The 2,207-nt window shown below is 38.3% G+C and carries 3 protein-coding genes; 1 reads left to right on the forward strand and 2 read right to left on the reverse strand.

All coding sequences use genetic code 11. The annotated features are described in order from the left end of the window. Window positions 1-263: 263 nt before the first annotated feature. Window positions 264-821 (forward strand): helix-turn-helix transcriptional regulator, encoded by a 558-nt coding sequence (locus JOC49_RS13000; RefSeq protein WP_341534689.1) that lies wholly within the window; start codon window positions 264-266, stop codon window positions 819-821. A gap of 67 nt (window positions 822-888) precedes the next feature. On the opposite strand, the gene JOC49_RS13005 is transcribed toward JOC49_RS13000, so the two are convergent. Next, entirely contained in the window at window positions 889-1,752 is an 864-nt protein-coding gene (locus JOC49_RS13005) for an IS3 family transposase (protein ID WP_279381226.1), read from the reverse strand. A gap of 149 nt (window positions 1,753-1,901) precedes the next feature. After that, on the reverse strand, window positions 1,902-2,207 hold a 306-nt coding region (locus JOC49_RS13010), incomplete at its 5' end, for an ATP-binding protein (protein WP_204665470.1).

Consider the following 2,207-nt stretch of genomic DNA (forward strand, 5'->3'; position numbering starts at 1 on the left):
TCACCCAATGGGTGAAATCGATTGATTTGCCTAAGTATTGATATTTCAACAAATAAAGCAGTTTTTATACTTCCCCATGCAGAATAGGGGTAATAGATGCAATTCTAGCTGCTAAGTTTATAACTTTAAATAAAAGTAGGAACCTTATCAAGAAACTAGAGAAGCTTGTCAGTGTACATGATTCTCAAAAGTTAAACCGAAGTTTAATAATTCAGGGCCGTGTTAAAAGCGATAATGAAAGTGTATACTACAATGTTGATACAATAAACCAGGCAATAAATGAAAATAAAAATATAAGGTTTAGATATTTTGATTATTCTGTTGATAAAGAAAAAATATACAGATATGAGGGGGATTTTTATGAAGTTAGTCCTTATACGTTGATGTGGAATGATGATAGATATTATATGGTAGCCGATCATGAAAGATATAAGGATATAAGTAATTTCCGTATAGATAGAATGGATTCGGTAGTTGTATCAAATAGTGAGCGTAACACAGAGAAGGTTGAATTGCCATTTAATGAGGTTTCCTATAGTAAGCAGTTGTTTAAAATGTATAGTGGTGATGCTTTAAAAGTAGACTTAAGATTTGATAATTCATTGACTAATATAGTATTTGATCGTTTTGGTAAGGATGTAGCAATTTACAAGAAAACAGAAGATCATTTTTCTGTAGTGGTTGAAGTGACTGTTACTAAAACTTTCTTTAGCTGGATTTTTATGTTAGGAAGTGGCGTACAGATTATTGGACCTGTTTCAGTTGTTGAAGAGTATCATAACTTATTGACTGAAATAAATGAACTGTATAATAACAAGTAAAGGGAGAAGAGTGTTGAAATTTGGAATACGGTAATTGTCAACATAGTTGTCGTTTTTCTCAAATATGCTAGCATGCTTTTTCATTGTTTTTCTCTTTTGACGGATTCAGCCAAACGGCTTGTTCTATGGTGCAGTTTTGAACCGGACCGGTCCATCGTTCAGGGTTCTTTGCCTTTGCAGTTTCCAGTATTTCTTTTCTTCTTTGAAGGATCTCATCGGACGAACCACTGTGTCTTTGGTTGGGAGTCAAAAATTTCAAGCTACTGTGGTGATGGTCATTATTATAATAATCAACGAAGGCATCGACCCATCTGCGGGCAGTCCCAATGTCCGAAAATCCATTATGAGGAAAAGAGGGCATGTATTTGACCGTTCGGAACATTGACTCAATATAAGCATTGTCATTGCTCACTCTTGGCCTGCTGTTGGATCGCACAATCCCTAAATTGTACAGCGTTGTCAACAAGGAAGCACCTTTCATCGGACTTCCGTTATCAGAATGCAACACCAAAGGCTCGTTCTTCATCAATACATTTTCAGAGTACGCAGCCTTCTTCACAAGAACACTGGCGCTTTCAGAACTCTCGTGATCCCAGATCTCCCAGCCTACCACTTTGCGGCTGAATAAATCAATGATCATGTACAAGTAATAATATATTCCTTTCACGGGACCTGGTAGCCAGGTGATATCCCACATCCATACCTGATTGGGTCCTGTTGCACAATGTGTTGTAATATTCTTGCTTATGGGTGCTTTTGCATAACCCCGATGGTTGACCTGACCAAAATATCTCAAGACCCGATAAAAACTTGAAACCGAGGCGATATATGTTCCTTTTTCATCAATGAGCTTATGAAAGACTTGGTTTGGGGAAAGGCTTCGATGTTCCTTTTGGTTCATCACCTGCAGGATCCTCTTCTCCTCCTCCAAAAGTTTTTAGGAAGTTCTTTTAACCCTTTAAAGGCCCGCCTCATGGCGAGGATACAGGGTCTAATGAATATTCTTATGCAGCAGAGCCGCAGTTCCGGTGTGGCGTGAGCCACTTGTCCGGAACTACTGAGCCACTGTCGATTGTTTAATCACTCACTTAAGTGTTTCTCCAACCCATAAACCTCACGCATAGATAAGTCTTTAGATGGATCGATGCTTTCTATGTTGATTTTATAAGCGTCATGAACAATTCGATCTAAAATCGCATCTGCCAGAGGTGAATCGTCGCCACCAAGTTGCTCGTACCAACCTTCGTGACGGTATTGAGAACAGAAGATAGTTGATGACCTCTTTCTTCGATGGTGCAATAACTCAAAGATATCTTTAGCTTCATTTGGAGTTGGTTTTAGAAGAAGCCACTCATCAATAATTAGTAAAACTGGGTTAGCATACTT

Origin of the sequence: Fusibacter tunisiensis (assembly GCF_016908355.1) — a bacterium.
Lineage (GTDB): Bacteria > Bacillota > Clostridia > Peptostreptococcales > Acidaminobacteraceae > Fusibacter_D > Fusibacter_D tunisiensis.